This window comes from Streptomyces sp. NPDC005775 (genome assembly GCF_042871565.1).
Taxonomy (GTDB): Bacteria; Actinomycetota; Actinomycetes; order Streptomycetales; family Streptomycetaceae; genus Streptomyces.
Window position 1 is genome coordinate 281,065 of sequence record NZ_JBIAIU010000007.1, and the last position, 24,235, is coordinate 305,299.

General features: G+C 70.7%; 24 protein-coding genes. 15 read left to right on the forward strand and 9 right to left on the reverse strand.

Annotation, left to right across the window (positions count from 1 at the left end):
• Window positions 1-501 carry a tetratricopeptide repeat protein gene (locus tag ACFYPA_RS18905; RefSeq protein WP_359079408.1) on the reverse strand — a complete coding sequence of 167 codons (501 nt, stop codon included), beginning with the start codon at window positions 499-501 and terminating at the stop codon, window positions 1-3.
• 160 nt (window positions 502-661) lie between these two features.
• Here ACFYPA_RS18905 and ACFYPA_RS18910 point away from each other — a divergent pair, with 160 nt between their 5' ends.
• The 4 genes from ACFYPA_RS18910 to ACFYPA_RS18925 all read left to right on the forward strand — a co-directional run bounded on the left by ACFYPA_RS18910 (window position 662) and on the right by ACFYPA_RS18925 (window position 6,830).
• On the forward strand, window positions 662-2,884 hold the full coding sequence (locus tag ACFYPA_RS18910; RefSeq protein WP_389132978.1) for an NADP-dependent isocitrate dehydrogenase: 2,223 nt from the start codon (window positions 662-664) through the stop codon (window positions 2,882-2,884).
• A 333-nt stretch (window positions 2,885-3,217) separates the two neighbouring features.
• Window positions 3,218-4,948, forward strand: coding sequence for a cytochrome c oxidase subunit I (ctaD, locus tag ACFYPA_RS18915; RefSeq protein WP_359079412.1), 1,731 nt, complete (start codon window positions 3,218-3,220; stop codon window positions 4,946-4,948).
• 29 nt (window positions 4,949-4,977) lie between these two features.
• Complete coding sequence (locus tag ACFYPA_RS18920; protein ID WP_359079414.1) at window positions 4,978-5,322, forward strand: hypothetical protein; 345 nt, start codon at window positions 4,978-4,980, stop codon at window positions 5,320-5,322.
• A gap of 143 nt (window positions 5,323-5,465) precedes the next feature.
• Window positions 5,466-6,830: an NAD(P)/FAD-dependent oxidoreductase gene (locus tag ACFYPA_RS18925; RefSeq protein ID WP_359079416.1), complete on the forward strand. Its 1,365-nt coding sequence runs from the start codon at window positions 5,466-5,468 to the stop codon at window positions 6,828-6,830.
• Between the two features lie 15 nt (window positions 6,831-6,845).
• Here ACFYPA_RS18925 and rho read toward each other — a convergent pair whose 3' ends face one another.
• Window positions 6,846-8,018 carry a transcription termination factor Rho gene (rho, locus tag ACFYPA_RS18930; protein WP_389132982.1) on the reverse strand — a complete coding sequence of 391 codons (1,173 nt, stop codon included), beginning with the start codon at window positions 8,016-8,018 and terminating at the stop codon, window positions 6,846-6,848.
• Between the two features lie 344 nt (window positions 8,019-8,362).
• Between rho and ACFYPA_RS18935 the strand changes: the two genes are divergently transcribed.
• Window positions 8,363-9,244 carry a GNAT family N-acetyltransferase gene (locus ACFYPA_RS18935; RefSeq protein ID WP_389132985.1) on the forward strand — a complete coding sequence of 294 codons (882 nt, stop codon included), beginning with the start codon at window positions 8,363-8,365 and terminating at the stop codon, window positions 9,242-9,244.
• Window positions 9,245-9,251: 7 nt separating this feature from the next.
• Here the strand turns inward: ACFYPA_RS18935 and meaB are convergent, their stop codons facing one another.
• From meaB to mutA, 3 genes are read right to left on the reverse strand one after another with little or no spacing between them, the layout of a single operon-like run.
• Entirely contained in the window at window positions 9,252-10,256 is a 1,005-nt protein-coding gene (gene meaB / locus ACFYPA_RS18940; RefSeq protein WP_359079422.1) for a methylmalonyl Co-A mutase-associated GTPase MeaB, read from the reverse strand.
• A 12-nt stretch (window positions 10,257-10,268) separates the two neighbouring features.
• Window positions 10,269-12,494, reverse strand: a complete 2,226-nt coding sequence (gene scpA, locus ACFYPA_RS18945; protein WP_359319680.1) for a methylmalonyl-CoA mutase — start codon at window positions 12,492-12,494, stop codon at window positions 10,269-10,271.
• Window positions 12,494-14,350 (reverse strand): methylmalonyl-CoA mutase small subunit, encoded by a 1,857-nt coding sequence (mutA, locus tag ACFYPA_RS18950; protein WP_389132988.1) that lies wholly within the window; start codon window positions 14,348-14,350, stop codon window positions 12,494-12,496. Before mutA ends, scpA begins: the two co-directional genes overlap by 1 nt.
• A 326-nt stretch (window positions 14,351-14,676) precedes the next feature.
• Between mutA and modA the strand changes: the two genes are divergently transcribed.
• The 4 genes from modA to ACFYPA_RS18970 all read left to right on the forward strand — a co-directional run bounded on the left by modA (window position 14,677) and on the right by ACFYPA_RS18970 (window position 17,514).
• On the forward strand, window positions 14,677-15,474 hold the full coding sequence (gene modA / locus ACFYPA_RS18955) for a molybdate ABC transporter substrate-binding protein (RefSeq protein WP_389132991.1): 798 nt from the start codon (window positions 14,677-14,679) through the stop codon (window positions 15,472-15,474).
• 100 nt (window positions 15,475-15,574) lie between these two features.
• On the forward strand, window positions 15,575-16,003 hold the full coding sequence (locus ACFYPA_RS18960; RefSeq protein WP_359352743.1) for a DUF6325 family protein: 429 nt from the start codon (window positions 15,575-15,577) through the stop codon (window positions 16,001-16,003).
• Between the two features lie 58 nt (window positions 16,004-16,061).
• Window positions 16,062-16,364: an SHOCT domain-containing protein gene (locus ACFYPA_RS18965; protein WP_359079432.1), complete on the forward strand. Its 303-nt coding sequence runs from the start codon at window positions 16,062-16,064 to the stop codon at window positions 16,362-16,364.
• Between the two features lie 349 nt (window positions 16,365-16,713).
• Window positions 16,714-17,514, forward strand: coding sequence for a tyrosine-protein phosphatase (locus ACFYPA_RS18970; protein ID WP_359319670.1), 801 nt, complete (start codon window positions 16,714-16,716; stop codon window positions 17,512-17,514).
• Window positions 17,515-17,659: 145 nt separating this feature from the next.
• On the opposite strand, the gene ACFYPA_RS18975 is transcribed toward ACFYPA_RS18970, so the two are convergent.
• Window positions 17,660-18,211, reverse strand: a complete 552-nt coding sequence (locus ACFYPA_RS18975) for a hypothetical protein (RefSeq protein WP_389132995.1) — start codon at window positions 18,209-18,211, stop codon at window positions 17,660-17,662.
• A complete protein-coding gene (locus ACFYPA_RS18980) occupies window positions 18,208-18,783 on the reverse strand; it encodes a hypothetical protein (protein ID WP_359352737.1) in 576 nt (191 codons plus the stop codon). The genes ACFYPA_RS18975 and ACFYPA_RS18980 overlap by 4 nt, the downstream gene beginning before the upstream one ends.
• A 227-nt stretch (window positions 18,784-19,010) precedes the next feature.
• Here ACFYPA_RS18980 and ACFYPA_RS18985 point away from each other — a divergent pair, with 227 nt between their 5' ends.
• The 3 genes from ACFYPA_RS18985 (at window position 19,011) to ACFYPA_RS18995 (ending at window position 20,628) form a co-directional block, all read left to right on the forward strand.
• Complete coding sequence (locus ACFYPA_RS18985; protein WP_389132999.1) at window positions 19,011-19,415, forward strand: DUF1992 domain-containing protein; 405 nt, start codon at window positions 19,011-19,013, stop codon at window positions 19,413-19,415.
• Between the two features lie 47 nt (window positions 19,416-19,462).
• The gene (locus ACFYPA_RS18990; RefSeq protein ID WP_389133003.1) at window positions 19,463-19,954 is read left to right on the forward strand and encodes a GNAT family N-acetyltransferase; all 492 of its coding nucleotides are present in this window, start codon (window positions 19,463-19,465) and stop codon (window positions 19,952-19,954) included.
• A 158-nt stretch (window positions 19,955-20,112) separates the two neighbouring features.
• The gene (locus ACFYPA_RS18995; RefSeq protein WP_359352735.1) at window positions 20,113-20,628 is read left to right on the forward strand and encodes a DUF6328 family protein; all 516 of its coding nucleotides are present in this window, start codon (window positions 20,113-20,115) and stop codon (window positions 20,626-20,628) included.
• Window positions 20,629-20,718: 90 nt separating this feature from the next.
• Here ACFYPA_RS18995 and ACFYPA_RS19000 read toward each other — a convergent pair whose 3' ends face one another.
• Entirely contained in the window at window positions 20,719-21,528 is an 810-nt protein-coding gene (locus ACFYPA_RS19000) for a VOC family protein (protein WP_359079447.1), read from the reverse strand.
• A gap of 101 nt (window positions 21,529-21,629) precedes the next feature.
• On the reverse strand, window positions 21,630-21,962 hold the full coding sequence (locus ACFYPA_RS19005) for a DUF6479 family protein (RefSeq protein WP_359079449.1): 333 nt from the start codon (window positions 21,960-21,962) through the stop codon (window positions 21,630-21,632).
• A gap of 201 nt (window positions 21,963-22,163) precedes the next feature.
• Here ACFYPA_RS19005 and ACFYPA_RS19010 point away from each other — a divergent pair, with 201 nt between their 5' ends.
• From ACFYPA_RS19010 to ACFYPA_RS19020, 3 genes are all read left to right on the forward strand, one after another.
• The gene (locus ACFYPA_RS19010) at window positions 22,164-22,556 is read left to right on the forward strand and encodes a hypothetical protein (protein ID WP_359079451.1); all 393 of its coding nucleotides are present in this window, start codon (window positions 22,164-22,166) and stop codon (window positions 22,554-22,556) included.
• 94 nt (window positions 22,557-22,650) lie between these two features.
• Window positions 22,651-23,217 (forward strand): 2Fe-2S iron-sulfur cluster-binding protein, encoded by a 567-nt coding sequence (locus tag ACFYPA_RS19015; RefSeq protein WP_359079453.1) that lies wholly within the window; start codon window positions 22,651-22,653, stop codon window positions 23,215-23,217.
• A complete protein-coding gene (locus ACFYPA_RS19020) occupies window positions 23,214-24,200 on the forward strand; it encodes a xanthine dehydrogenase family protein subunit M (RefSeq protein WP_359319657.1) in 987 nt (328 codons plus the stop codon). The genes ACFYPA_RS19015 and ACFYPA_RS19020 overlap by 4 nt, the downstream gene beginning before the upstream one ends.
• Window positions 24,201-24,235: the final 35 nt, after the last annotated feature.

The window sequence follows — 24,235 nt, forward strand, 5'->3', positions numbered from 1 at the left end:
CTACTCCGTCTCGTCCAGGCGATCGGCGTAGTGCTCGATCGCCGGGCGGTACGCCTGGATCCCGGGGTCCGCACCGGTGGCCGCCGTCACCTTGAGCAGCGTGCTCACGGCCTCCCGCGCCTCGCCCAGGTTGTACAGCGTCATGGCGAGGAAGGTGCGCAGGGCGGCGTCGTCCGCGAACTCCGCCAGTCCGCGGCGCAGCACCGAGCGCGCCTCCTCGTAGCGGCCCAGCACCCGCAAAGTGCTGCCCAGTCCCAGGAAGGCCCCGTGGCGGTCCTCGGCCGTGAGCCCGCTGCCCTCCAGCGCGCGTTCGTAGAACGGCACGGCCTGCGCCTCCAGCCCGAGGGAGTCATGGGCCCAGGCGGTCTGGTAGGCGATCCCCGCGTGGCCCGGATGAACGGCGGCCAGGCTCAGCAGCCGCTCGTGCGTCTGTGGGGTCCGCTGTTCGCGCAGCCGTACCGCCTCTGCCAGTTTTTCGTCGTGCTCGCCGTCCGTGCCCATGCCGCCGCACGCTGCCACCACCGCGCGGGAACCGCAAATCCGCCCTGCGGGGGCGGTACGGCCGGTTCCGGACTGGACGGGGCGGGGCCCTGTCGAGACAGTGGCGATCACGAGATATCTTGATGTCAAGCAATGTTGCAGACGTGGAGCGGAGCACAGGGTGACTGACTCGACCATCATCTATACACACACCGACGAGGCCCCGGCCCTGGCGACGTATTCGTTCCTGCCCGTGGTCGAGGCCTATGCCTCGCAGGCCGGGGTCACCGTGGAGAGCCGCGACATCTCCCTGGCGGGCCGGATCATCGCCAGTTTCCCCGAGCGCCTCCAGGAGAACCAGCGCATCGACGACGCTCTCGCCGAGCTGGGCGCGCTGGCCACCACTCCCGGTGCGAACATCATCAAGCTGCCGAACATCTCGGCCTCCATCCCGCAGCTGAAGGCCGCGATCGCCGAGCTCCAGGAGCAGGGCTACGCGCTGCCGGCCTACCCGGACGACCCGCAGAGCGACGAGGACAAGGACGTCCGCGCCCGTTACGACAAGGTCAAGGGCAGTGCGGTCAACCCCGTCCTGCGCGAGGGCAACTCCGACCGCCGCGCCCCCGCGTCGGTCAAGAACTACGCGAAGACCCACCCGCACCGCATGGGCGCCTGGACGGCCGACTCGAAGACGAACGTCGCGACCATGGGCGTCGACGACTTCCGCTCCACCGAGAAGTCCGCCGTGATCGCCGAGCCCGGCTCGCTGCGCATCGAGCTCGTCGGTGACGACGGCACCACGACGGTGCTGCGTGAGTCCGTACCCGTGCTCGCCGGCGAGGTCGTGGACGCGGCCGTCATGCGCGTCGCCGCGCTGCGTGAGTTCTTCACCGCGCAGATCGCCCGGGCCAAGTCCGAGGACGTGCTGTTCTCCGTCCACCTCAAGGCCACGATGATGAAGGTCTCCGACCCGATCATCTTCGGCCACGTGGTCCGCGCCTTCTTCCCCAACACCTTCGCCAAGTACGGCGACGTCCTCGCCGCCGCGGGACTCACCCCCAACGACGGCCTCGGCGGGATCCTCAAGGGTCTCGACTCGGTGCCGCACGTCGGCGCCGAGATCAAGGCGTCCTTCGAGGCCGAGCTCGCCGACGGCCCCGCCCTGGCGATGGTCGACTCCGACAAGGGCATCACCAACCTGCACGTCCCCAGCGACGTCATCGTCGACGCCTCCATGCCGGCCATGATCCGCACCTCCGGCCACATGTGGGGCCCGGACGGCCAGGAGGCCGACACCATCGCCGTCCTGCCGGACAGCAGCTACGCCGGTGTCTACCAGGTCGTGATCGACGACTGCCGTGCGCACGGCGCCTTCGACCCGTCGACCATGGGCTCGGTGCCCAACGTCGGTCTGATGGCGCAGAAGGCCGAGGAGTACGGCAGCCACGACAAGACCTTCGAGATCCCCGCCACGGGGACGGTGCGCGTCGTCGACACCGCCGGCGACACCGTGCTGGAGCAGGCCGTGGGCGCCGGTGACATCTTCCGGATGTGCCAGACCAAGGACCTGCCGATCCAGGACTGGGTCAAGCTCGCCGTCACCCGCGCCCGCGCGACCGGCAACCCGGCCGTGTTCTGGCTCGACGAGAGCCGTGCGCACGACGCCGAGCTCATCAAGAAGGTCAGGACCTACCTGGCCGACCACGACACCGACGGTCTGCGCATCGAGATCATGACCCCGGAGGAGGCCACCGCCTTCTCCCTGGAGCGCATCCGCCGCGGCGAGGACACCATCTCGGTGACCGGCAACGTGCTGCGTGACTACCTCACCGACCTGTTCCCGATCCTTGAGCTCGGCACCAGCGCGAAGATGCTCTCCGTCGTGCCGCTGATGAACGGTGGCGGGCTGTTCGAGACGGGCGCGGGCGGCTCCGCGCCCAAGCACGTCCAGCAGCTCGTCAAGGAGGACTACCTGCGCTGGGACAGCCTGGGCGAGTTCCTCGCCCTCGCGGTCAGCTTCGAGCACCTCGCGCAGACCACGCAGAACGCGCGCGCCCAGGTCCTCGCCGACACGCTCGACCGCGCGACCGCGACCTTCCTGAACGAGGACAAGTCGCCCAGCCGCAAGCTCGGCGGCATCGACAACCGCGGCAGCCACTTCTACCTCGCCCTGTACTGGGCCCAGGAGCTGGCGCAGCAGAACGCCGACGCCGAGCTCGCGACGGCGTTCGCCCCGCTGGCCAAGACGCTGGCCGAGCAGGAGCAGACCATCGTCGGCGAACTGGTCGCGGTCCAGGGCAAGCCCGCCGACATCGGTGGCTACTACCAGCCCGACCCGGCCAAGGCCGCAGCCATCATGCGCCCGTCGGCCACGTTCAACCAGGCGATCGCGAGCCTCGCCTGATGTGACACGGGCACGCACAGGGTGAGGGCCCCGCACCACTGCCCCCATCCGTACGTCCCGACTGCTCCGCCCCGGCCGACTTTCCGTCGAGCCGGGGCGGAGCTGTTTCCGGCGACGCCCCGCACGAGCTGTCCGCCGGTGGGCCGGGGGACGCCCTGACGAGTGAAAGTGGCGCCCTGGCGGGTGCCGGGCCGCCCTCGGAGAGCCCATGGCTGGTTTGCTGCAACCGGAAACGCGCGCGACGCGCGGGGAGGGCCGTTCGGCCGCCCCGCCGGAGCGGCGCCACGGCGGGTCCGCAGTCCACCCGCGGATGACAACCGAAGGAGCGTCCCAGTGACGACGACGGGAACAGCAGAGCCGACGGACGAAGAGGAGTCGTACGCCAACGAGCTTCCGGTACACAGCAGGGAGCCGGGGAACGTCGTCGTCAAATGGATGACCAGCACCGACCACAAGACGATCGGCTCGCTGTACCTGGTCACCTCGTTCGCGTTCTTCCTCGGCGGCGGTCTGCTCGCACTCGTCATGCGTGCCGAGCTGGCCCGGCCCGGTACGCAGATCGTGTCGAACGAGCAGTTCAACCAGGCGTTCACCATGCACGGCACGATCATGCTGCTGATGTTCGCGACGCCCCTGTTCGCCGGGTTCACCAACTGGATCATGCCGTTGCAGATCGGGGCGCCCGACGTGGCGTTCCCGCGGCTGAACATGTTCGCCTACTGGCTCTACCTCTTCGGCTCGCTCATCGCGGTGGCCGGCTTCCTCACCCCCAACGGTGCGGCGGACTTCGGGTGGTTCGCCTACTCCCCGCTGACGGACTCCGTCCGGTCGCCGGGGATCGGCGGCGACCTGTGGATCATGGGTCTGGCCTTCTCCGGCTTCGGCACGATCCTCGGTTCGGTCAACTTCATCACCACGATCATCTGCATGCGCGCACCCGGCATGACGATGTTCCGCATGCCGATCTTCGTCTGGAACGTCCTGCTGACCGCGGTCCTGGTCCTGCTGGCCTTCCCGGTGCTCGCGGCGGCGCTCCTGGTGCTGGAGGCGGACCGGAAGTTCGGTGCGCACGTCTTCGACGCGGCCAACGGCGGCCCCCTGCTCTGGCAGCACCTCTTCTGGTTCTTCGGCCATCCCGAGGTGTACATCATCGCGCTGCCGTTCTTCGGCATCGTCACCGAGATCATCCCGGTCTTCAGCCGCAAACCGATCTTCGGCTACATCGGACTGATCGGCGCGACGATCGCCATCGCCGGCCTCTCCGTGACCGTGTGGGCGCACCACATGTTCGTCACCGGCGCGGTGCTGCTGCCGTTCTTCTCCTTCATGACGTTCCTCATCGCCGTGCCCACCGGGGTGAAGTTCTTCAACTGGATCGGCACGATGTGGAAGGGCTCGCTGTCCTTCGAGACACCGATGCTCTGGGCGGTCGGCTTCCTCGTCACCTTCCTCTTCGGTGGTCTGACCGGGGTCATCCTGGCCTCGCCGCCGTTGGACTTCCACGTCTCGGACTCGTACTTCGTGGTCGCGCACTTCCACTACGTCGTCTTCGGCACCGTGGTGTTCGCGATGTTCGCGGGCTTCCACTTCTGGTGGCCGAAGTTCACCGGCAAGATGCTGGACGAGCGGCTCGGGAAGATCACCTTCTGGACGCTGTTCATCGGTTTCCACGGCACGTTCCTGGTGCAGCACTGGCTGGGAGCCGAGGGCATGCCGCGTCGTTACGCGGACTACCTCGCCAGTGACGGCTTCACCGCGCTGAACACGATCTCGACGATCTCCTCGTTCCTGCTCGGCCTGTCGATGCTGCCCTTCCTCTACAACGTGTGGAAGACCGCCAAGTACGGCAAGAAGATCGAGGTCGACGACCCGTGGGGTTACGGCCGTTCTCTGGAGTGGGCGACCTCCTGCCCGCCGCCGCGGCACAACTTCGTCACGATGCCCCGGATCCGTTCCGAATCCCCGGCGTTCGACCTGCACCACCCCTCCGTACGCGAGCTCGATGACGCCGCCAACCGTCATGACCGCTCCGTGACGGTGGCACCGGGGGACAAGCAGGCGTGAGCGGGAGAGCCGGGGAAGAGGAGAGGCGCATGGGCCAGGATCCCGAGAAGGACAGCGCCCGCGGCCTGGCCCAGATGGAGGGCTATCTGCTGTGGAACGCCGAGGTCGAGGAGGCGCGACGGCGCGCCCGCCGCTTCACGGACGAGCTGCCGTGGCTGACGACGGGCCAGCGCGACGAGGTGGAGCGGGTCTACGTGGCCGACCGGGCCGCGGCCTCGCGCGCGATGCTCGTACGCGTCTCGGCCCGTGCCACCGAGCTGCGCGGCGAGTACAGCGAGCGCTATCGCCGGCTCAGGGCGCGCTGCGTCGCCGCCGCGGTGGTCGCGGGCACGACGGGCGGCGCGTGTATCGCCTGGACGTATCTGACCGGATGAGGCGGGGCGGGTCGGTCTGTTCGTCCGTTCTGCCGTCCCAGCAGGCGGACTCGCGCCCGTCTCGTAAAGATGAGAGGTGACGGGCGCGTGTGACGGGGCAGGCGAACGGTTGACCGTGCAGACCCCGAGAAGGGACGAACACTGTGGCACGACCCAGGATTCTCGTTGTCGGAGCCGGATTTGCCGGGGTCGAGTGCGTACGCCGTCTGGAGCGCGGGCTCCGCCCGGGTGAAGCGGACATCGCGCTCGTCGCGCCGTTCTCGTACCAGCTCTACCTGCCCCTGCTGCCGCAGGTCGCCTCCGGCGTCCTCACACCGCAGTCCGTCGCGGTGTCGCTGCGACGCAGCAGCAGGCACCGCACGCGCATCATTCCCGGCGGGGCCATCGGGGTGGACCCCAAGGCGAAGGTCTGCGTCGTCCGCAAGATCACCGACGAGGTGGTGTACGAGCCGTACGACTACATCGTGCTCAGTCCGGGCAGCGTCACCCGCACCTTCGACATCCCCGGACTGCTCGATCACGCCCGCGGAATGAAGACGCTGGCCGAGGCGGCCTACGTACGCGACCACGTGATCGCCCAGCTCGACCTCGCCGACGCCAGCAGCGACGAGGAGGAGCGGGCTTCCCGGCTCCAGTTCGTGGTGGTCGGCGGAGGGTACGCCGGCACCGAGACCGCGGCCTGCCTGCAACGTCTCACCAGCAACGCGCTGAAGCACTATCCCCGGCTCGACCCGAAGTTGCTCAAGTGGCATCTGATCGACATCGCGCCGAAGCTCATGCCCGAGCTGGGCGACAAGCTCGGAGAGAGCGCGCTGAAGGTCCTGCGTGAACGCGGCATCGAGGTCTCCCTGGGGGTCTCCATCGCCGAGGCGGGCGCCGACAAGGTGACGTTCACCGACGGGCGGGTCCTGCCCTGCCGCACCCTGATCTGGACGGCCGGGGTCGCCGCGAGCCCGCTCGTCACCACGTTCGACGCCGAGACGGTACGCGGACGGCTGGCGGTGACTCCCGAGATGACCCTGCCCGGCTACGAGGGCATGTTCGCGCTCGGGGACGTCGCGGCCGTGCCGGACCTGGTCAAGGGTGACGGCGCGGTCTGCCCGCCGACGGCCCAGCACGCGATGCGTCAGGGCCGCAGGCTCGCCGACAACCTGCTGGCCACGCTCCGGCACCAGCCGATGCGGCCGTACGTCCACAAGGATCTCGGACTCGTCGTGGACCTGGGCGGCAAGGACGCCGTGTCCAAGCCCCTCGGCATCGAGATGCACGGCATCACGGCCCAGGCCGTGGCGCGCGGCTACCACTGGTCGGCGCTGCGCACCAACGTGGCCAAGGCGCGCGTGATGGCCAACTGGCTGATCAACGCGGCGGCGGGCGACGACTTCGTCCGTACGGGATTCCAGTCCCGCAAGCCGGCGACCTTGCGGGACTTCGAGTACACGGACAGCTATCTCACTCCGGAGCAGGTCCGTGAGCACACCGCCTCGCTGAACGCCCGGATCAAGTGAGCCGGCACCGTGCCGTCAGGCCGGCGGCACGGTGGTGCGGATCAGGCGGAGGAAGGCGGCGTTGTCGCCGGTCTGCCTGATCCGGTCCAGCAGCGTCTCCAGGGAGGTCTGCGCGTCCCGGGCGTGCAGGGCCCGGCGCAGACCCCGGACGGCATGCAACTCATCGGGTGTGACGAGGAGTTCGTCGCGCCGGGTGCCTGAGGCGGCGATGTTCACCGCCGGGTGGATGCGCTTCTCGGCCAGTGAGCGGTCGAGCCGCAGTTCCATGTTGCCGGTGCCCTTCAGCTCCTCGAAGAAGTACTCGTCCGCCCGGGAGCCGGTGTCGACGAGCGCCGTGGCCACGATGGTCAGGGAGCCGGCCTCCTCGGTGAGGCGGGCGGAGCCGAAGAGGCGCTTGGGCCCGATCAGCGCGGCGGCGTCGACACCCCCGCTGAGGGTGCGTCCGCCGTTGCCCGCGGCGTTGTTGTGGGCCCGGCAGAGCCGGGTGAGCGAGTCCAGCAGGATGACGACGTCCCGGCCCTGCTCGACGAGCCGCTTCGCGCGTTCGAGCGCGAGCTCCGCCAGCGCGATGTGTTCCTTGGCGGGCCGGTCGAAGGTCGAGGCGTAGACCTCGCCGCGTACCGAGCGGCGCATGTCGGTGACCTCCTCGGGCCGTTCGTCGAGGAGTACCACCATCAGATGGGCTTCGGGGTGGTTCTCGGCGACGGCGGCCGCGAACTGCTGGAGGAGGACCGTCTTGCCGGTCCTGGGCGGGGCGACGATCAGCCCGCGCTGCCCTTTGCCGATCGGGGCGACGAGATCGACGACGCGCGTCGAGGGGCCTCCGGACGGCGTCTCCAGACGCAGCCGCCGGCGGGGGTGGAGCGGGGTGAGGTCGCGGAAGTGCGGGCGGCCGCGCAGCGACTGCGGGGGCAGTCCGTTGACGCGCACGACCGCGCTCAGGGCGCGGGGCCGCTCGCAGACGCCCTCGACGACATCACCCTTGCGCAGGCCGTGCCGGCGGATGAGCGCCGCGGGTACCTGCACGTCGCCGGGGGCGGGGTGGCCGTCCGCGGAGCGCAGGGAGCCGTGCCCCTGCTGTGCGAGGTCGAGGATGCCGGCGGCGGCCGTGGTGGCCGCGGGCCGGGTGGTGCTGGATGCGGGGTGTTCGAGTGTGGTGGTCATGCGGGGTGGTCCTTTCGCGGACATGCGAATGAGGGGGCCCGGCAGAGACGGGGGCGGAGAACGCACGCCCCGGACGACGGGCAGGAAAGACCGGCGGGAGAGAGTCCGTACCGGACTGGAGAAGTGATGCGATGAAGCTGGATCGCCGGTCGGAACGACGGGCGCATCAGCGTCTGAAGGTGAATCGGTACCGGAGCCTGAATGAGAGGCCTGCACATGTACCGATCGCACTATAGCACGGCCGCCGGGCTCCGGTGGCGGACGTGGAGTGGCTGAGGCCCACGCCCGCGGTCGAAACCCCGTTGCGGCGGGGGGGCGGGGGTGATTGCGTAACCCGGGCCCTTCCCCTTCCCGACCGCGGAGTCACCTTGCCGATACGCGTCACCGCCCTGATCGATCCCGACCGCGGCGCGGGCGGCCACCGCCTGGCGTGGCTGGCGTCCGACGAGACGGGAGCCCCCGTCGGATCGGCGTTCCTCCGGGTCTTCACCCGGGAGGGCCAGGACCACCTCGCCGAACTGGAACTGCACGTGCACCCGGCGGAACGCCGCCAGGGCACCGGCTCGCTCCTGCTCGACGCGGCGGCCCGGGCGGCCGGGGAGCACGGTCGGCGCTCCGTCGTCGTGCAGACCGAGGCGGGTACACCCGGGGATCGGTTCCTGCGGGCCAAGGGCTGGCGCAGGGTGCTCACGCTGACCTATGCCCGGCTCTCACTGAAGGCGGTGGACAGGGCGGCCCTGACCACCATCGTCCGCGAGCCGCATCCGGGCTACCGGCTGGAATCCTGGGAAGGCGCCGTCCCCGGCCCGCTGGCACGGACGTTCGTCGCGTCGCGTCGCGCCATGGACGACATGCCCATGGACGACACCGACTACGGCACCGTGGTCTGGGACGTCGAGCGGGTCAGGGCCGTGGCGCAGGCCGTCGCCGACCGCGGCGATCTGCTGCGCACGGTGGCCGCCGTCGACGAGGCGGACGGGTCGATCGCGGGCTTCACCGAACTCGTCGTGCCGGGCGACGGGCAGGGCGACGGTCAGCACTACGGGACGGGCGTCCTGCCCGAGCACCGGGGCCGCGGCCTCGCCCGCTGGATGAAGGCGGCGTCCATCCTCGACGCCCGTGAGCGCCACCCGGGCCTGGGCGGCCTGCTCGCGGACACCGCCGACAGCAACACGTACATGCGTGGCATCAACGACGCGTTCGGATACGAGCCGACGCACCGCTCGTTCGCGTACCAGCTCGACCTCTGAGGCCGGGTCACGTCCGCCCGTCGCGCTCCGTCCCCCGGAAGACTGCCAGGATCTGCTCGGCGGCCAGAGTGGCGGGCAGCGAACCCTCCCGTACGCGTACTTCGAGCTCCGGGGCGAGAGCACGCACTCCGGGATGGCCGCGCAGACTTTCCAGCAGCTCGTCGCGCACCATCGTCCACGTCCAGTCGACCTGCTGCTCGCGCCGCTTGGCCGCGAGCCGCCCGGTCGACTCCAGCAGTGTCCGGTGCTGCTCCAGCCGCTCCCACAGCGTGTCCAGACCGCTGGACTCACGGGCGCTGCAGGTCAGCACCGGCGGCGTCCAGGCGGCGTCCGCGGGGTGCATCAGCCGCAGCGCGCCCGCCAGTTCACGCGCGGCGGAGCGCGCGTCCCGCTCGTGCGGGCCGTCGGCCTTGTTCACCGCGATGGCGTCCGCCAGCTCCAGCACGCCCTTCTTGATGCCCTGGAGCTGGTCACCGGTGCGGGCCAGTGTCAGCAGCAGGAACGTGTCGACCATGTTGGCGACCGCGGTCTCCGACTGGCCGACGCCGACCGTCTCCACCAGGACCACGTCGTAACCCGCCGCCTCCATCACCACGATGGACTCGCGGGTCGCCTTCGCCACTCCGCCGAGCGTGCCGGCGGTGGGGGAGGGGCGGACGAACGCGGCCGGGTCCACCGCGAGCCGCTCCATCCTGGTCTTGTCGCCCAGGATGGAGCCGCCGGTACGGCTGGAGGACGGGTCGACGGCCAGGACCGCGACCCGGTGCCCGAGCCCGGTGAGCATGGTGCCGAGCGCGTCGATGAACGTCGACTTGCCCACCCCGGGCACCCCGCTGATGCCGATGCGCCGGGCGTTGCCCGAATGCGGCAGGAGTTCGCGCAGCAACTGCTGGGCCAGTGCCCGGTGGTCGGGCCGGGTGGACTCGACGAGGGTGATGGCGCGCGCGATGTGCGCCCGCTTCCCGTCGAGTACCCCCTTCACATAGCTGTCGAGATCGATCTTCGGTGCCATCGGGTCAGCGGCTCACAGCTCGTGACCGGGCTCGTGACCCAGTTCGTGCCCCAGTGAGGACCCGAGACGCGTCACGAGGTCGTGGGCCGCGTCCGGGATCACCGTTCCCGGCGGGAAGACGGCCGCCGCGCCCGCCTCGTGCAGCGCGTCGACGTCCTGCGGCGGAATCACCCCGCCCACCACGATCATGATGTCCTCACGGCCCTCGGCCGCGAGCTCCTCGCGCAGCGCCGGTACGAGGGTGAGGTGGCCGGCGGCCAGGGAGGAGACGCCCACGATGTGGACATCCGCCTCGACAGCCTGGCGGGCGACCTCGCCCGGCGTCTGGAAGAGCGGGCCGACGTCCACGTCGAAGCCGAGGTCGGCGAAGGCGGTGGCGATCACCTTCTGGCCGCGGTCGTGCCCGTCCTGGCCCATCTTGGCCACGAGGATGCGCGGACGCCTTCCCTCGGCCTCCTCGAACGCGTCGACCAGTGCGCGGGTGCGGTCCACGGACGGCGACTCCCCTGCCTCGTTGCGGTACACACCGGAGATCGTACGGATCTGGCCCGCGTGCCGGCCGTACACCTTCTCCAGCGCGTCCGAGATCTCGCCCACGGTCGCCATCGCACGCGCCGCGTCGACGGCCAGCGCCAGCAGGTTGCCCTCCAGCCCGGGACCGGGGTCCCGCCCGGCGGCGGCCGTCAGCGCGTGCAGCGCGTCCTGGCAGGCCTGCTCGTCGCGTTCCTCGCGCAGCCGCCGGAGCTTCTCCAGCTGCTGGGTACGGACCGAGGAGTTGTCGACCTTGAGCACGTCGATCTTCTCGTCCGTCTCGACGCGGTACTTGTTGACGCCGATGACGGGCTGGCGGCCGGAGTCGATGCGGGCCTGGGTGCGGGCGGCGGCTTCCTCGATGCGGAGTTTGGGGATGCCGGCGTCGATGGCCTTGGCCATGCCACCGGCGGCCTCGACCTCCTCGATGTGCTGCCAGGCCCGCCGTGCCAGGTCGTACGTCAGCTTCTCCACGTAGGCGCTGCCGCCCCAGGGGTCGATGACCCGGCCGGTGCCGGACTCCTGCTGGAGCAGGAGCTGGGTGTTGCGGGCGATGCGCGCCGAAAAGTCGGTGGGCAGCGCGAGGGCCTCGTCGAGGGCGTTGGTGTGCAGCGACTGCGTGTGGCCCTGGGTCGCGGCCATCGCCTCGACGCAGGTGCGCGTGACGTTGTTGAACACGTCCTGCGCGGTCAGCGACCACCCCGACGTCTGCGAATGGGTGCGCAGCGAGAGGGACTTGGCGTTCTTCGGCTCGAACTCCTTGACCAGTTTGGCCCAGAGCAGCCGGGCGGCGCGCAGCTTGGCGATCTCCATGAAGAAGTTCATGCCGATCGCCCAGAAGAACGACAGACGGGGTGCGAACGCGTCGACGTCCAGGCCGGCGTCGCGTCCGGCGCGCAGGTATTCGACGCCGTCGGCCAGGGTGTAGGCCAGCTCCAGATCGGCCGTGGCCCCGGCTTCCTGGATGTGGTAGCCGGAGATGGAGATCGAGTTGTAGCGCGGCATCTTCTGTGAGGTGTACGAGAAGATGTCGGAGATGATCCGCATCGAGGGCTTCGGCGGGTAGATGTAGGTGTTGCGGACCATGAACTCCTTCAGAATGTCGTTCTGAATGGTCCCGGCCAGCTTTTCGGGGGCGACACCCTGTTCCTCGGCGGCCACGATGTAGAGGGCGAGGACGGGCAGGACGGCGCCGTTCATCGTCATCGACACGGACATCTTGTCCAGCGGGATGCCGTCGAAGAGCTGGCGCATGTCGTAGATGGAGTCGATCGCGACACCGGCCATGCCGACGTCACCGGTCACGCGGGGATGGTCGCTGTCGTAGCCGCGGTGGGTCGGCAGGTCGAAGGCGACCGACAGACCCTTCTGCCCGGCCGCGAGGTTGCGCCGGTAGAAGGCGTTGGACTCCTCGGCGGTGGAGAACCCGGCGTACTGCCGGATCGTCCAGGGCTGGTTGACGTACATCGTCGGGTACGGCCCGCGCAGATACGGAGCCATGCCCGGACGCGTGTCCAGGAAGTCCAGACCCTCCAGGTCCTGCCCCGTGTACAGCGGCTTGACCGCGATGCCCTCCGGGGTCTCCCACAGCAGGTCACCGTCGGAGCTTCCGGAGGACTCCTTGACCGCGGCACGCCACTGGTCCTCGGTCACCTCGGCGCCGGCGCCCGGCCCGAGCTCGATGTCGGAGAAGTCGGGGATCCGCATTACGCCACACCCATACGGTCGAGAACGGAAGAGAGCACGGCCACGACGTCACAGCCGGCGAAGACGTACTCGTCGACGCCCGGGTACGCGCCGGGCCGCCCCGCCAGGTACACCCGTTGCGCACCGGCCGCGACGAGCGCCTCGGCGACGTCACCCGCCTGTTCGGCGTAGAGGGCGTCACTGGAACACAGGCAGACCACGTCGGTACCCGAGGCGGTGAGAGCCGCGGGCGCCGACGAGGCGTCCACCTGGGCCGGCTCGTGGACGGTTTCGATGCCGCCCGCCCGGAACAGGTTCGCGGCGAACGAGGCACGCGCGGTGTGCGCCGCGGCGGGGCCGAGCGCGGCGAGGAACACCCGCGGCCGGGCGCCGGTCGCCGCCAGATGGGCGTCCGAACGGGTGCGCAGCGCCTCGAAGGCTTCGTCACGCCGTACCACCGGAAGGCCGCCCCGGGCCGCGGCCGGCGGGACCGGCTCGCGCTCCACCGCGCGCTCCGCGAGCTGCGGGAACTCGCTGACGCCGGTGATCGGCTCCTTGCGCCGCGCCAGATCCTTGCTGCGCGCCGCCCAGGTGGCCGCGATCCGCTCCGCGACCATGCCCGAGCCGAGCGCCGCGGTCTGTCCGCCGGCCCGCTCGATCTCCTGGAAGAAGGCCCAGGCGGCGTCCGCGAGCTCGTCCGTCAGCCGCTCCACGTACCAGGAACCGCCCGCCGGGTCGATGACCCGGGCCAGGTGCGACTCCTCCAGCAGGATCGTGGAGGTGTTGCGGGCGATGCGCCGCGCGAACGCGTCGGGCAGCCCCAGCGCGTGGTCGAAGGGCAGCACGGTCACCGCTTCCGCGCCGCCGACGCCCGCGCCCAGACAGGCAAGCGTGGTCCGCAGCATGTTCACCCACGGATCGCGCCGGGTCATCATCACCGGCGACGTCACCGCGTGCTGGCGCTGCGCCCCGGCCTCCGGTGCCCCGCAGACCTCGGCGACCCGCGCCCAGAGCCGGCGCGCGGCGCGCAGCTTGGCGATCGTCAGGAACTGGTCCGCGGTGGCCGCGTACCGGAATTCCAGCTGTGCGCAGGCCTCCTCGACACCGAGCCCCGCGCCGGTCAGCTCGCGCAGGTAGGCGACGCCCGTCGCCAGCGAACTGCCCAGCTCCTGAGCGGCCGAGCCGCCGGCCTCGTGGTAGGGCAGCGCGTCCACGGTCAGCGCGCGCAGCCCGGGGAACCCGGCCGCGCAGTGCTTCGCCCAGCGGACGGCGGACGTCAGGTCCGCCTCGTCTCCGCTGCGGGCGGCCCGCCCCAGCGGGTCGGCCCCGAGGTTCCCGCGCACCGCGTCCGCCGGTACGCCACGTTCCTCGTGGAGCCGGAGCAACTCCGTAGCCGCGGCGTCGAGTTCGCCCCCGGCGTCGAGCACGAGCGGCGCCAGATCGAGGTGTACACCCGTCAGGGCCCGTGCCAGACCGGAGACCGGTACACCGCCGGAGCCGCCGACGGCCAGCCACAACGAGGTGGCGCCGTTCTCCAGATCCCCGAGGAGGGCCTCGTTGAGCCGGACGGGATCCGTCGACGCGTGCCGCTGCCGTACCCCCCATCCGCCCGCCGTACTGCCCTGCGGTGTGCTGCCGCGGGTGAAGGGGGCGAAGCCCGGCAGGCCGGAATCGGGCGCGTCGTCGCGCGAGGTGTAGAGGGGGCGCGTGATGAGCCCGTCCTCCACCGTGGTGGACAGTGCTTCCTCGGCGGCCGAACCCGAAACGTCCTTGCCCGACTTGCGCAGCACACCTTCGACAAGGCTCTGCCACTGCTCGTGGGCGGGGTCAGGGAATTCGGCGGCCAACGAAAGCCCGTCAGCAGGCAGGACCGTCATGCCCAGATGCTAGGACAGGTCTCAGATGAGCAGCAGAGGCTCGACCTGTGACCTTGCCCTCTCCCAACGCACTTGATCCTTTACGTACGGTCGCGTAACCGAGCCGGAACGCGGCGGTTTGGCGTTTCCTCCAGGCGTACGGGCATTTGCTCCATAGATCGTCATAGTTCATTGCAGATGCGAGAAAGAACCTCATATTCTGTGGCACATGCGGTCATGCGTAAGGGGGGGGCGGTTCGGTTCGGTCCCCGCCGTCCACGCGCCCGGCCGTGTTGACGACGTCCCCCGGAAAGCCCATGCAGCACGCCCGAAGGAGCCACGCTCAGATGCCACTCACCCCCATCGGGCGCCGTGCCGCAGCCACGGCCGTGACCGCCGCCCTGCTCGTCCCGCTCGCCGCCTGCGGTGGCAACGACACGGCGAAGGGCGCCGGCGGGGGGAGCGCGGGCGGTTCACCGAGCGTGAAGCTGACGATCCTGGCCGCCGCTTCGCTCACCGATGTGTTCCGTACCGCCGGTGCCGCGTACGAGAAGGAGCACCCCGGGGCGGAGGTGACGTTCTCCTTCGCGGGATCGCAGCAACTCGCCGCACAGGTGAAGCAGGGTGCGCCCGCGGACGCGCTGGTCACCGCGGACACGAAGACGATGGACGGACTGGCATCGGAGACGGGCACCCCGACCGTCATCGCCAGGAACCGCCTCGTCATCGCGACGGGCGAGGGCAACCCCGAAGGGATCCGGAGTCTCAAGGACCTGACCGACGCGCGCCTGAAGGTGGTCCTCGCCGCGTCCGAGGTGCCGGTCGGCCGCTACAGCAAGCAGGTTCTGGACGCGCAGCAGCTCACGGTCCGGCCCGTCTCCCAGGAGCCCGATGTCCGCGCCGTGCTCAGCAAGGTCGAACTCGGTGAGGCCGACGCCGGCATCGTCTACAAAACGGACGCGGCCACGGCCACCGACAAGGTGGACGCGGTGGACATCCCCGATGCGCAGAACGCCATCGCCTCCTACCCCGCGGCCACGCTCAGGGACTCCGGCAACAGCGAGGCCGCAGCGGCCTTCGTCGAGTGGCTGACCACCCCCGCGGCCCGGAAGATCCTCACGGAGGCCGGTTTTCAGAAGCCCTGACCGGCGCCGATTTCCGAGGTGCGGGGAATTTGCCGCAATGCGGCGGTAAATGTCCGAAGTTATGCTGCTGGCAATTCATCCTTCCGGAGAGGACACGCCCGTGGCTGTGGGACCTGTGGAGTACCTCGTCGTCGCTTTCCCCGGCAGCCGGTTCACCGGTGCCATCGCGCCGGCGCTCGCCGAAGCGGTGGCGTCGAAGGCGGTGCGCATCATCGATCTGACCTTCGTGTACCGGGCGGAGGACGGCGCGATCGAGATCGTCGAGCTGGACGACCTCGACCCCGACGACCTCGTCTCCTTCCAGCCGGTCGAGGGCGAAGTCAGCGGCATGCTGAACAGCGACGACATCCGGACCCTGGGACAGAGCGTGCCGCCCGGAAGTTCCGCGGCGCTGATCGTGTGGGAGGACCTCTGGGCGCTGCCGCTCACCGAGGCGGTCCGCGCGTCGGGCGGGCAGCTCGTCGCCCATGAGCGGATTCCCGCCGAGGTCGCGGAGGCCGCCCTGTCGGCGGCCGGCTCCGCACGCTGACGCCGCACCACACCGCATCGGAAAGGCGTACGACATGCCGATTCTTCGAGGACCTGGAATGAACCGCCGCGGGCCCGGCCTGCTCGGAGCCGTGGCGCGCACGGCCGTGGTCGCGGGTACGGCCTCAGCGGTCAGCGGCCGTGTCCAGCGGCACCAGCAGGCGAGGTTCGCCGAGGACGACTCCGCGCAGATGGCCGAGGAGCAGACGCGGCAGCAGGCGCAGGCGGCTCAGCAGCAGGCCGCCGAGCCGTCGGGCGACGATCTGATCAGCCAGTTGGAGCGACTGGCCGAACTGAAGAAGCAGGGCATCCTGACCGACGCCGAGTTCGACGCGCAGAAGGCAAGGCTCCTGGCGCCGTGACCCCTGCGGGCAGCGGCGGCCACCCGCCCGCATCGCGAGGGCGGTAAACGCGCACGGGGAGGCGTGCCGCTCCGGTTCGCAGGGTGCGGCAGTGGCGTCCGGCGGACCGCGTGGCGCTGGTGACGGTCGCTTCCCAGGGCGCGTGCGGGCGCGTGCGGAACGCGCGTCGGCCCAGGCCGGAGCCCTCCGCGGCACCTCTTCGGCACCCCTCGGCCCAGCCTGACGGGCCGGTCTGTCCGATCGATGATCACCGGCGTTTTACTTTGTCGATTTCACGACATCATGCGACTTTTGATCCGGCCAGGCCGAAATCAATTCGGATACGTGTCGGGAAAAGAGGAAGTTCATCGTGCAAACCGCCAGGGCCGTCCCGGCAGCCTCTGTTCTCAACCTGCGGGACCTGGGCGGCATCGCTCTCGGGCCCGGCCGGCAGGTGCGATCCGGCGTGGTGCTGCGCTCCGGTCAGCTCAGCGGGCACGATCCGGTGCATGACGCGGCGGTGGCCGGGCTCGGTATCCGTACCGTCGTCGATCTGCGGACCGCGGACGAACGTGTCTCGGCGCCCGACCGGCTGCCGCCGGGGGCCCGGCTGTTCGTCGCCGACGTGCTGGGGGACGATCCGGGTGTGGCACCGGCCAGGCTCCGCGCGCTGCTCGCCGATCCGGTCGAGACCGAGCGGCTGCTCGGCGGCGGGAAGGCCGAGGAGATGTTCGCGGAGACGTACCGCAAGGTGGTGCTCTCGGCCCGTGCGGCGGCCGCCTACCGGGCCTTCCTCGACACGGCCGCCGACGGCGCCGCCCGCCCCGTGCTCTTCCACTGCACGACGGGCAAGGACCGCGCGGGCTGGGCGGCGGCCCTGCTGCTGCTCCTGCTCGGCGCCTCGCGGGATGTCGCCCGGTCGGAGTTCCTCGCGGTGAACCCCGTGATGCGGGTCGCGTTCGGGCCCTCCGTGCAGAGCTACCTCGACGCGGGCGGCGACCCGGAGATCGCCTCCGCGATCATCGAAGTCCGTCCCCGCTACCTGGACACGGCGCTGGACGCCATGGACGAACGCTGGGGAGGGCTCGACGGGTACGCCCGCGACGGGCTGCGCTTCCCGGACGCCTCACTGCTGCGGCTGCGGGGCGAACTCGTGGTACCCGCCCGATGACCCGAGCGCTCCACTGCCGCCGGCGCGTGTGCGCCGGCGGCAGTGGGCGTGCCCGGCAGGGCGGCGGCGAAGAGGGTCGGCCGCGTGTGCGGTGCCGTACGTGCGGTGTCTTCCCGCCGGTCCGTGCCGGATGGCTGTCCGGCGCTCACACGTTCAGCAGCCGCTCGGTGAGGTCGCGGTAGTGCTGAAGGGTGACCCGCAGCTCCTCGGTCCGCATGTCGGGATCGCCGTCCCGTCCGGCGGCGGCGAGCGCGCGCCGGTGCTCCTGGAGCGAATCCGTGAGGCCGTCGACAACCGTGTCGAAGGTGCGCTCGGCCTCCTCGACCGCCAGGCGGGGGTTCTCGACGAACTCGCTCACCGCGTGCTGGAGCCGCTGGGTGAGCCGGTCGTGGTCGCCGTCCGGGAACAGGGGCCGGTTCTTGCCGGCCGTGTTCGCCCCGGTGTGGGGTGCCGGTTCCTCCGGTAGGCCGTCGCCGGGCAGGGTGGCTGCGGCGGGGGCCGTCATCGGGGGCCTCCCCGCCACCGCTTCCTCCGGAATCCGTGCGGTGCCCGTTGCTCCGGTGCCCATCGGGCGGGTGTCCGCTGTCCTGTGGTCCGCCGCGCCTCCGGGGCCGGCGGAGCGGGGCTGGTTCGCCGCCTCGGGGGCCTCGGGGACCTCGGTGGGTATGCGAGGTGTGGATCCGATGTCGTGCGTCATGCCTTGCCACTTCCTTCCGCGTGGTGCGTGTGCCGTCGAGCCGGCCGGTCCGTGCCGTTCGAGACGAGTACGTCGAACAGACCGCGGGCCTCCAACAAGGCCTCCCGCATGTCCTCCGTACCGCCGTCGCCCTGCCTGGCGGCGTGCACCCGGCGATAGCCGTTGACGTGTTCGGCGTGGTGAACGGAGAGCGCCGCGCTCTGCTCGCCGAAGTCCTCGCCGTCGGGGAAGCCCAGGTCGCGTGCGAGTGCGGCCAGCAGGGCGTCCGCCTCGGCGACCGCTTGCTGGGGCGCGTCGACGAAGCCCGCCTCGATCCGCGTCCAGCGCTCCGCGTACAGCTCGCGCGCCTCGGACGTCAGCGGACGCTCACGCAGGGAGCCATGTCGCTCCAGCCGCTCCTGCAGCTCGCGTTCGGCGGCCTTCGTGTCGCCGTCGTGGCGTGCGACCGTCCGGTCGTACTCGGGTCCGAAGCGGCGACGCATCCCCTGTCCGCCCGACTGCCGGGCGTAGAGGAAGGCCACTGCGCAGGCGGCCACGAGGACGACCGCGACGATGATCACTACGGTCATCATGGTCACCACTCCCGCCGGTTCTCGGTCCGCGTGTCGCTGTGTTGCACTCTCACCATCCCCTTCGGATCGTGCCCCGGCGCCGTACCGGCCGGGCGTGGTGCTCGTGTACCCCGCTGTCCGCGTTCAAGCCCCGTGACCGGTCCACCGGTTGTGATCCGGACGCTGCCGGTGGCGCCTGGGTATCGTGAAGGGGCTGCATCACACGCATCTCCGAGAGGGGCATCACGGTGACCGAGCGCAAACCCGCGGGCGTCAGCTTCGAGACGTGGGTCGACAAGCAGATTCGCGAGTCCGAGCAGCGAGGTGACGTTTCCCAGCTGCCGGGGTTCGGCAAGCCGCTCGAAGGACTTGACCGCCCGTACGACGAGGCGTGGTGGATCAAGGCGAAGATGCAGCGCGAGGGGATGTCCGTACTCCCTCCGTCGCTGGCCCTGCGCAAGGAGGCGGAGGAAACGCTCGCCGCGGTGCCCGGCACGCGCGTCGAGGCCGAGGTGCGGCGGATGCTGGTCGAGGTGAACGAGAAGATCGCCGCGGCGATCAGGCGCCCGCCGCCGGGACCGCTCCTCAACCTCAAGCCGTTCGACGTCGAGGCGGTCGTCGAGGAGTGGCGCACGGCTCGCCGCTCTTCCTGAAGCCGCGGGCGGCTTCTGCCCGGCCTCGGGTGCGTAATACTCGATGCATGAGACCAGGCATTACCTCCCGAGCGCGCCGGACGCTGGGCGAAGACGTCGGAATCCGGCGGGCCGGCGCACGGGACGCGAAGCGCCTGACCCGGCTGGTCCGGACCTCCCGCGCCTACGAGGGGCCGTACGCACCCATGGTCGCCGGGTACCGGGTGGGCCATGACTACGTGGAGACGCACAGGGTCTTCGTGGCCGTGGGGGAGACCACCGCCCGTCTGCTCGGCTTCTACTCCCTGATCCTCGACCCGCCCGAACTGGACCTGATGTTCGTCGCCGACGATGTGCAGGGCGCAGGCATTGGGCGCCTGCTCATGGGGCACCTGAGCAACGAAGCACACGAGGCCGGAGTAACTGAGGTGCGCGTCGTGTCCCATCCGCCGGCCGAAGGCTTCTACCTGAGCGTGGGGGCCCGGCGGACCGGCACGGTGCGGGCCGCACCCCCCGCGGTGATGTGGGACCGTCCCGAACTCGTGCTGCCGGTCGTCTGACAACGGGTGGGGAGCCGGGGCCCGACCGGAAGTCGGCGACAGCGGTCGGCGGACCGCTCATCGGACGCGCCCCGGCTCATGAGGAGGTCTACCGTGTGGGAGAAAAGGCCATGGCACATACAGGCGCTGCCGCATCCGCATCCGGACGGAGGTCCACGATGAGCCCACGCGAGGAGGAGGGCGGACGCGGGGGCCGCGGGTGGGGGCGTGAGGAGACGGAGGAGGAACGTGCGGACCGCCGGTGGACCGATCTCCTCCAGGAACTGCGCGTCGCCCAGACCGGCGTGCAGATCCTCTTCGGCTTCCTGCTCGCCGTCGTCTTCCAGCCGCGCTTCGCGGATCTCTCCGACACCGACCGCACGATCTACGTGGTCACCGTGATGTTCGGCTCCGCCACAGCGGGTGCGCTCATCGGCCCTGTCTCGTACCACCGGCTGCTCACCGGGCGGCGGCTCAAGCCCCAGACGGTCACCTGGGCGTCACGCCTGACCGTGATCGGGCTGATCCTGCTGTTCTGCACGATGTGCTCGGCACTCCTGCTGATCCTGCGCGTGGCGCTGCACAACGCGCTCGCCCTCTGGCTGGTCGGCGGGATGGCGCTGTGGTTCGTGGTCTGCTGGTTCGTCTTCCCGGTCTGGGCGCTGGCACGGTCCCACGGCCGTCGGGAGAAGTGACGGCGCCCGGGGACGCGGGTTCCCGGGCCCAGTGCTTTCGTCCGGATCGGGCCGGCCCTCGCGAGCCCGGCCCGATCCGGACGGAAGCCCCTAAGCGTGGTGGACGTCCGAGAGCGTGAACAGTCCGCCGTCCGGATCGACCAGTGTCGTCTCGCGGCCTTCGGGCCGGGACCGTTCCTCGATCAGTGAACCGCCGTGCTCCTGGGCGGCCACGACAGCGGCGGCGACGTCGTCCACCGGGAAGTTGACCTGCCAGTGCGGGCGGACCAGTGGATCGGGGGCGGCCTCGACCGCCCCCGAACTGATCCGCGCCAGCTGCCGGCCCCCGCACTGAACGATCACCTCGTCCTTCTCGTACGCCACCTCGCAGGAGCCGGGTCGTCCGCTCGCCCAGTCAAGGACTTCGCCGTAGAAGATCGCGGCGTCGAAGGCGTTGCGCGTGCGCAGCCGGAGCCAGGCGTGCGCATGGCCGCCCGGGGCGGGCGGCGACGTCGCGGGGGAGGTCCGCTCCCAGATACCGAACGTGGCACCGTCCCGGTCGGCGGCCAGCGCGCCGCGCCCCTTGCCGAGGGCCAGCGGGCCGACTGCCATGGTGCCGCTGCGCTCCCGGACCCGGGATGCGGTCACATCGGCGTCCTGGACGGCGAAGTAGGGCGTCCACGCCACCGCGACGCTGAACGCGGTCGCCACGGCACCGATCCCCGCGACGGGTACGTCACCGCGGCGGGCGACCGCGAACTCCTGGCCGAGCTTGCCCGGCCGGAACGTCCAGCCCATCACCGGGCCGTAGAACCTCTGGGCGGACTCGAGGTCCCGGGTCATCAGATTGACCCAGCAGGGTGCCGCAGGCCCGGTCAGGGGCGCGGGCTCGGGTGCCGTACCAGAGGTGCTTCCGGTCATGGTCCTACTGCCTTCATGGGGGGTGCGGCAGGTGTGTGCCGGTGGCCTTCGGGGCCTTCACCAGCCTCACCGCGGGTGTCCGCTCCCGCAACACGCGAAGTTCAGTCGCGACGCTCCTCGTCGTCCCGGTGCGTGACCTCACTGCCGTGTTCACCGAGTTCGTAGGGTGACAGTCCCCGGCCGTCGGCGGGGAAGTCGTCGGCCCCGTGGACATCGCGCTCCTCCACATGAGTGCGGTGGTCCGGCGCCACGGGCTGCTCCTCGGGCCGCGGGGGCGGCAGTTCCTGGTCCTGCCGCCGCTTGCCCAGCCAGAAGGCGCCGATCAGCACGGCCACCAGGACCACGCCGATCACACCCATCACCGCCCCGGTCGCGCCCCGTCCGTCCGCGAGGGTGATGGCCAGGGAATTCAGGGCTCCATTCGATACGTCCATGCTTGCCGGATACCCCGGCGCGGGGATGTCACTCGGCTCTGCCATCGAATTCATGTTTTAAGTGGATATGGCGCCAGAAAATGTTTGGGAGCGGCGTAAGCCCGTTCTCTCCGGGTACCCGCCGGGCACTCCGGGCCGCCCGTGTCGCAGGGGTCCGCCCGCGGGGCGAGCCTGGAAGTGACCCCTTGGGAAGGAACCGCGGTGAACAGCACACAGCGACAGCAGCAGTCCGAGGAAGGCCGTGAGGACCGTGAGGTGTCGGTCGTGGTCAGCGGATGCGGGAAGGACGACGCACGCACGGTCTTCGACGTGCTGCGGGCCGCCTTCGCCACCGACCGGGGCTCGACCGACGTACCGCAGGAAGTCAACGGCAAGCGGCCCACGGCTTGGGTGGTGACCGTCGACGTCACGGAGGCCCGGGTGGTGTCCGGTCCGGTGCGGCTCGGCGAGCCCGTCACCGCCGACGTGCAAGGCGGCTACTGGGCGGTGGACCAGCTCCGGCAGAGCCTGGCGGGTGCCTTCGCCGTACGCGTGGTGGGCACCGTGTCCGGTGACCAGGAGGAGGAGGTCCGGCTGCGGCTGGAGAACAAGTAGGCCGAACGCTCCGCCGGAGCCGGTTCGCGACGCGGAGCCGCCGCCCGGCTGGTAGAAAGCAGACAAAACGACCTCTCCAGAAAGGTGCCGTCACGTGGACCCGACCAGCCGAGGGAGGGGCGGTGAGGCGGAGGAGCGGGCGACCGGCCACCTTTCCACCCTCACCCTGAACATCAACGGAGCCGAGCGGACACTGACGCTCGACCACCGGACCACGGTCCTTGACGCACTGCGTCTGCACCTGGGCCTGACCGGGGCGAAGAAGGGCTGCGACCACGGACAGTGCGGCGCCTGCACCGTGCTCGTGGACGGCCGGCGCGCCAACAGCTGTCTGCTTCTGGCCGTGGCCCAGGACGGGGCCCGGATCACCACGATCGAGGGCCTGGCCGACGGGGACCGGCTGCACCCGCTCCAGAAGGCCTTCCTGGAGCGCGACGCGTTCCAGTGCGGTTACTGCACGCCCGGGCAGATCTGCTCGGGCATCGGCGTCCTGAGCGAGGCCGAGGACGGCTTCCCGTCCCACGCGACCGCGAGCACCGCGCCCGCCACCGCCCCGGTGGCGCTCGACGCAGCCGAGATCCGGGAACGGATGAGCGGCAACCTGTGCCGGTGCGGTGCGTACCCCCGCATCGTCGAGGCGATCGGAGATGTCGCCTCGTGAAGCCCTTCGGATATCTGCGCGCGGCATCGGTCGCCGAAGCGGTCCGCGAGAGCGCCGCCCATCCCGGCGCCCGGTTCCTGGGCGGCGGCACCAACCTGGTCGACCTGATGAAGCTCGGTGTGGAGAGCCCCGGTCTGCTCATCGACGTCAGCCGGCTGGCGCTGGACCGGGTGACGGACACGGCCGACGGCGGCCTGCGCATCGGGGCCACCGTCCGTAACAGCGATCTGGCCGCCCATCCCGCAGTGCGCACGCGCTACCCGGCGTTGTCCCAGGCGCTGCTGGCCGGCGCCTCCGGACAATTGCGGAACACCGCGACCACCGGGGGCAACCTCCTGCAGCGCACCCGCTGCCCGTACTTCCAGGACACGTCGAAGCCCTGCAACAAACGCGAACCCGGCAGCGGCTGCCCGGCTCGCGAGGGCGTCCACCGCGACCTCGCCGTCATCGGTCACTCCTCCGAGTGCGTCGCCACCCACCCCTCGGACATGGCCGTGGCGCTCGCCGCCCTCGATGCCTCGGTCCTGCTGCACGGGCCGGACGGCGAACGGACCGTGGCCGTCACCGACTTCCACCGGCTGCCCGGGGACGATCCGAGCGCGGACACCGTGATCCGGCCGCACGAAGTGATCACCGAGGTGGTCCTGCCGCCGCTTCCGGACGGAACGGTCTCCCTTTACCGCAAGGCCCGCGACCGCGCCTCGTTCGCGTTCGCCCTTGCCTCCGTGGCGGCCGTTCTGCGGGTACGCGAAGGGCGGATCGAGCATGCCGCGCTGGCGTTCGGCGGGCTCGCCCACCGGCCGTGGCGTGCCCGCACCGCCGAGGAGGCACTGCGCGGCGCACCCGTCGGCGACGCCGCGTACCTGAGCGCGGTGGACGCCGAACTCGCGGCGGCCCGGCCGCTGCGCGACAACGCGTTCAAGGTGCCCCTGGCCCGCCATCTGGCCGTCGACGCCCTGGCCGCACTCGCCGCCCGCTTCTGAGGCGACTGCTTCTGAGGCGACCGCACCCGAAGGCG